Origin of the sequence: Bathymodiolus heckerae thiotrophic gill symbiont (genome assembly GCF_900128515.1) — a bacterium.
Classification (GTDB): Bacteria; Pseudomonadota; Gammaproteobacteria; order PS1; family Pseudothioglobaceae; genus Thioglobus_A.
In genome coordinates this window covers 1-5478 of the sequence record NZ_FQTP01000088.1, presented here as the reverse complement: position 1 = coordinate 5478, position 5478 = coordinate 1, and the positions used below count along the sequence as shown (strand labels likewise).

At 38.7% G+C, this 5478-nt stretch carries 8 protein-coding genes and 1 pseudogene; 6 read left to right on the top strand and 3 right to left on the bottom strand.

The window, feature by feature from the left end:
• Positions 1–126: 126 nt before the first annotated feature.
• The 3 genes and pseudogenes from BTHERMOSOX_RS08935 to tnpA form a co-directional block, all read left to right on the top strand.
• Positions 127–636, top strand: a pseudogene (locus BTHERMOSOX_RS08935) (Tn3 family transposase); the annotation flags it as partial.
• 99 nt (positions 637–735) lie between these two features.
• Positions 736–1311, top strand: coding sequence for a DinB/UmuC family translesion DNA polymerase (locus tag BTHERMOSOX_RS11815; RefSeq protein ID WP_346654950.1), 576 nt, complete (start codon positions 736–738; stop codon positions 1309–1311).
• A 314-nt stretch (positions 1312–1625) separates the two neighbouring features.
• A complete protein-coding gene (gene tnpA / locus BTHERMOSOX_RS08925) occupies positions 1626–2039 on the top strand; it encodes an IS200/IS605 family transposase (protein ID WP_138120729.1) in 414 nt (137 codons plus the stop codon).
• A 346-nt stretch (positions 2040–2385) separates the two neighbouring features.
• Here tnpA and BTHERMOSOX_RS08920 read toward each other — a convergent pair whose 3' ends face one another.
• From BTHERMOSOX_RS08920 to BTHERMOSOX_RS08910, 3 genes are all read right to left on the bottom strand, one after another.
• Positions 2386–2580 (bottom strand): hypothetical protein, encoded by a 195-nt coding sequence (locus BTHERMOSOX_RS08920; RefSeq protein ID WP_138120728.1) that lies wholly within the window; start codon positions 2578–2580, stop codon positions 2386–2388.
• Between the two features lie 291 nt (positions 2581–2871).
• The gene (locus BTHERMOSOX_RS08915) at positions 2872–3234 is read right to left on the bottom strand and encodes a type II toxin-antitoxin system PemK/MazF family toxin (protein WP_138120727.1); all 363 of its coding nucleotides are present in this window, start codon (positions 3232–3234) and stop codon (positions 2872–2874) included.
• Positions 3224–3451, bottom strand: coding sequence for an AbrB/MazE/SpoVT family DNA-binding domain-containing protein (locus BTHERMOSOX_RS08910; protein WP_138120726.1), 228 nt, complete (start codon positions 3449–3451; stop codon positions 3224–3226). Before BTHERMOSOX_RS08910 ends, BTHERMOSOX_RS08915 begins: the two co-directional genes overlap by 11 nt.
• Positions 3452–3623: 172 nt before the next feature.
• Here BTHERMOSOX_RS08910 and BTHERMOSOX_RS08905 point away from each other — a divergent pair, with 172 nt between their 5' ends.
• The 3 genes from BTHERMOSOX_RS08905 (at position 3624) to BTHERMOSOX_RS08895 (ending at position 5369) form a co-directional block, all read left to right on the top strand.
• On the top strand, positions 3624–4583 hold the full coding sequence (locus tag BTHERMOSOX_RS08905) for a site-specific integrase (protein WP_138120725.1): 960 nt from the start codon (positions 3624–3626) through the stop codon (positions 4581–4583).
• A 10-nt stretch (positions 4584–4593) separates the two neighbouring features.
• Positions 4594–4824 carry a WGR domain-containing protein gene (locus tag BTHERMOSOX_RS08900; RefSeq protein WP_138120731.1) on the top strand — a complete coding sequence of 77 codons (231 nt, stop codon included), beginning with the start codon at positions 4594–4596 and terminating at the stop codon, positions 4822–4824.
• 197 nt (positions 4825–5021) lie between these two features.
• Positions 5022–5369, top strand: coding sequence for a hypothetical protein (locus BTHERMOSOX_RS08895; RefSeq protein ID WP_138120724.1), 348 nt, complete (start codon positions 5022–5024; stop codon positions 5367–5369).
• Positions 5370–5478 lie beyond the last annotated feature (109 nt).

Here is a 5478-nt window from a genome sequence, read left to right as displayed (position 1 = left end):
TGAATATATCGAGGTTTTTTATAACCGTAAACGACGTCATTCAGCGAATGATTATAAGTCACCTGCTGATTACGAAATGTCGCTAAAAGCAGCTTAATTTTGTGTCCATAAAAGTGTTGACACATCAATATGTTACAGATTGATCAATCCATACGCGCGGGGCGAATCTCTCCGTCAACAATCTTGCGTAAATTAGGGACAGCCAGCAGAAAGAACAAATTGTACTTTGCCTTTAGAGAGTTGGGACGGGTGATTCGAACTACATTTTTGCTTGAATATATTGATGATGAAGCCTTGCGGCGCATTATTCAGGCGGCACAAAATAAATGTGAAGGGTTTAATCAATTCGCTCAATGGGTCTATTTTGGAGATGATACCATTACCGAAAATGTGCGGGATGATCAATTAAAGATCATAAAATACAATCATCTCATTTCTAACCTTGTCATCTTCCACAACTGTCATACCATCACGCAGGCATTAAAAGAGCTTGAGGAAGAAGGAACGAAGCTAACACCAGAGTTAATTGCTAGTTTCAGCCCATACCGAACATCTCACCTTAATCGATTTGGTCTTTTTGAATTGAAAGATAGAACGCCATCATCTGCAGGCTATGAAGTCATGTTTAATGTGTAGGTATTAGGCTTTATAAGGGCTACAGAGCACTAATATCAATTTACGCACGAATCCTTACGCTCGGCCGTTTTAGCGAGAACCGTACAAGAACTCAATGGTATTGCTTGTTTAGACTTAGAAACAATTGCACCGGATAAACAACAAATTGTCTGTTCACGTAGTTTTAAACGTCGCTTAACCGATGAAAAAGAACTTATTGATGCACTCACTTGTTTTGCACAGACAACGGCTGAAAAATTACGCCACCAAGAATCCGTAGCAGGATCAATTTCAGTCTCTATTCGTACTAACCCGCTTAGCCAAACAGATGCGCAATATCAACGCTCAGGGCAAATGCAATTAAAACAGCCCACGAATGATACACGGCACATTGTTCGTATCGCAAAACGACTGCTAAAAGAAATTTTTAAACTGGGGTATCGCTATCAAAAGTGCAGCTTACAACTTGGACATATTCAGCCCGAAACCCAGCGACAACAAATGGACTTATTCTCAGTGTCAGAGCAAAGCAGTGACTCAAGTATTTTAATGAGCACTGTCGATCATATTAACCACCGCTTTCCCAAAGCCATTGCAATAAGCGCAGCCGGTATCAACAATAACTGGCAAACACCGGTTAATTATCTATCGCCTCGCTATACAACAGACTGGGGCTCACTGCCTAGCGTTAAATAACGATTATAGGGGTTTGAAGCGCAACGGTACGAAAAGTAACGTTAGCATCTAAAGTAAGTCGATGATTGAGGTAAAATTTTGAACTACGAACTTCCGCTTACGACCCATTGCAGCCTTTCAATAAATTATTTTTTTACACAGAATAATGCCGTTTGATTTTTTTGTTAGTTTTTATACCAATAATTATAATCAGTCTTGTATATCCACCGCCTTAGGCGGTGGCTTGGGCAAATGGCTACGCCGTTTGCCTTGTTAGTCCACTCATGATACCTCTTGTCGTGTTATCCCCATAACATAAACAAGAGGAAAAAATCATGAGTAGATTTAAAAGATTATCGCATGTTATTTGGTGCTGTAAATACCATATTGTATGGGTGCCAAAGGACAGGTTTCGTATTTTAAAAGGGCCAGTTGCAGAAGAGCTTTACAAAACGATACATGTTTATTGTGGCCGAATGGGCTGTGAAGTGGTTGAGTTAAATATTCAGGAAGACCATGTTCATCTTTTGGTATCGATGCCGCCAAAAGAGTCCGTCTCAAAATTACTAGGGACTATAAAAGGTAAAACAGCCATCCAAATATTCCGTCAATTCCCTCATTTAAAACAAAAGCCATATTGGGGGAATCATTTTTGGGCGAGAGGATATTGTGTGGATACGGTTGGTCTTGATGAAGAGCACATACGAAAGTATGTTAAATATCAAGAAAAGGAAGAAAAGAGGCAATAAGGTTTTCAATTTAGTACGCTAAAATAATGGGATAACACCAGCAGCCTTCTAAGAGGGCTGCTATCTTCCCCCTTCTAGGGGGGCAATCAAAACCACCTTCTTAGAAGGTGGATATTTTTTAGTGCCAATTAACAAACCATGAAGTATAGGTATTTAACAGCGGATAATTAGAAGATTTTTTTTTAACAGGTTGAAGTTCAGATAAAAGTATCTCAAATTTTTTCTTGTCAGATATTCGCACCAATTTTAATAAAATATCCCAGCCCTCTTCCACTTTGCCATGAAATATTAGCAGTTTATATTCATCTTTATATGAGCCATTTTATTTGATTAATTGTTCATATAGTTATTTATTACCGTAGCCAAATGAATAACGTTCTTCCCAAGAAAAATACCCCATACTTTCTATGCCTGTTAAGACGCAAGGGCAAATTATGTTTTTCTTTATATATTCAATATATATTTCTAATGTCTCATCTGAAACAGTGGGGATTTCATTGGTTTCAAAGATTTGTAAAATTCTTTTTTCATCATAGCTCATATTATTCCCCTTAAAATTATAAGCACTAAAAAAACAAATGAAATATTTTAAAGCTAACAAGTTATTATCCAGACATGAATATCATTCGGTCATTCAATTGTAAAACCAAAACCTAACTTTTCCAAATTCTAAGAATATCCGCTTTTGGCTGTAAGCGGAAATTCGACGTTTACAATTTCACCTCAGTTATCAACTTACTTTGGAAACTAGCGTTACTTTCCGTACAGTTGCGCTTAAAACCCCGTAAGCAGTAGCGATTCAGGATTTTTAAATATTTCGATGGAGCAATTTTTATCGAGTATGAATTAGAGCAGAAGAAGATCCCAATAATAGTGTCAGTTGGCTTTCAAACGTGAGTTTATCTTTTTCACTTAACTGACCTAGCACACCTCTTATTAAGCGATGGTCTAAGGTAAATAACTTAAGACGAATTAAAGAAGGTACGGGTAATCCCGCCGTCTGAATATCAGTAATGACAGTATCCAATGGCCAGTCCGATTGTTTGGCGGAAGTAATCATCGCCATGACACTATGCTCTATTTGATGATTAAAAGCATCAGCACTTGAGATAATTAAAGCGGGTCGGTTTTTTGTTGCCAGTTTGTCGGTAAAAGGAAACGGTACTTTAACAATATCAAATTGATTATAGGTCACGATAAGCCTCCTCATCTTCTACACTGTTCCACTCAGATAAGGTTCCACTTAAAGCACTGATGTAATCAATATCAAGTGGGCGAACTTTACGCACTGAAACGCTCCCATCCAATTTCAAATCCCACGAAACGGTATCTCCTGTTTTCAACTGTAGGTTTTCACGAATCTCGGCAGGAATAGTCATTTGCCCTTTGCTGCTGACTTTAGCGAGTTGCATGTCAAGTCTCCTTTTTTGTAAAGATTCCTTACTATAAAGGAATAAAGGGAACATTTCAATATGGGATAGCGTATTTGCTGGGGTAACAAAGACAATATAATAAAAGTGGTTAATGTTTTTCTACTGTGTGATAATCAAGGATTATCACACAGTATAGTGCTATAATTTCAATATGAACGATCTAACAGAAAAACTCAGCCAACCGCTAAATTCGACTCAACTTGAAAAAGCGCAAAAATATCAAGAAGCCGCCAAAGGCGCTTTTTCTGAAAATACAGAACGTGCTCGTAAAGCCGACTGGAAAATATTCGAAGCGTGGTGTGATGAAACACATCAAATTTCATTACCCGCCTCAACTGAAATGTTAGTGCGTTTTATCGATGCTCAAGCCGTCATAAAAAAAGTCGCGACGGTAAAACGGTATTTAACGACGATTGCCACCGCCCATAAAGTCGCCGGATTGGAAAACCCGATTCAAAACGAATTTGTAAGATTATCGGTTCGGCGTATGGCTCGACAAAACGGTACACGACAAAAACAAGCGCAAGGGTTCAACTGGCCACATATTCATCTCGCACTACAAACCTTAGATGACTCACCTCGATCACTCTTAGATAAAGCGCTGGTTTGTGTGAGTTATGATACCTTGTGTCGGCGTTCTGAAATCATCGCGATTCAATTAGAGGATATTAATTTTGCTGATGATGGTTCTGCCACGGTGCATATATTAAAGAGTAAAACAGATCAAACGGGGGAAGGAACAATAAAATACTTGTCGCATACCTCAGTGGATTATTTGAAGCAGTGGCTGGAATACTCAGGCATTACAGAAGGCGCTGTGTTTAGAGGCTTAAACCGCTGGGGGCATGTGTTACCGAAAGCCCTATCAGGCGAAGGCGTAACCCGCAGTTTCAAACGGGTCGCACAGCAATCTGGGATAAATATTGAGCAGATCAGCGGGCATTCCACCCGCGTAGGTGCTTGCCAAGATCTTGTCAGTGCCGGCATTGATATGCCCGCGATTATGCAGGCGGGCGGATGGAAAAACCCCGAACGGGTGGCTCGTTATTCAGAGCAGTTACAGGTTAAACGCGGTGGCATGGCGCAGCTCTCAGCCATTCAGAGACGCTAAAGGAACAATCATGAATCGTATTTATCTTGAATACCACGATGATGAGCAGAATAAACACCGTTTTTATCAGCTGTTTATCGTTCCCACACTGTTTGATGATTGGTCGCTAGTGCGTGAATGGGGACGCATTGGTAGTCCAGGGACGGTAAAAAAAGACTGGTTTGAAACGGAAGCACTTGCAGATTTATCCTGTCATAAACTAATCACACAAAAAGAAAAAAAGGGCTATATCAAACTGTAATGATAATAAGTATATAAGTCTCTGGCCTTCTTCTGTCGCTTACCTTCATCATCTAGCCTAGAGTTACAATAATGCATATACAGCTGAATTGAAGATATTGAGAGAATGACAGGTGAGGTAATTACGGTATCTAATTTTACTAAGTATGATAAATCTAATCCTTGGGCTTTACCCTGAGGATGCAATAAAGGATAAATATGAACGATAAAATACTAGATTTAGAACTGGGAAATGCTGTTATTAAAGCGATAGGAATTGGTGAATTAGGTGAGTCTGCAATAAATTATCTGAGTGTTAACAAGCTCAAGGGCATTACGCTCTACTCAAGAGCTGGTTCAGAGGCTAATTCACAAATAAATGATGCTGATTTATTATTCTTAATTGTAGATAAAAATGGCATTAATGATTTGATGCGAATAGCAAAAATATCAAATGGACTGAACATCTTAACTATAGCATTAATTAAATCTGAGAAAAGTGATGTTATTGATGATTTAAAAAAAGCAGTAGATTCTTTTATTCTTTTAACTGATGTTACGCAGTAGCCGACTTTAATTGTTGCAATTCATCAAAAGCTTGTCGAATAGCATTAATATAAAGTTTCGATTTTAAAGCGAACTTGTTCAGCCCTTGCTGGGCACTGAGAATCTCTAA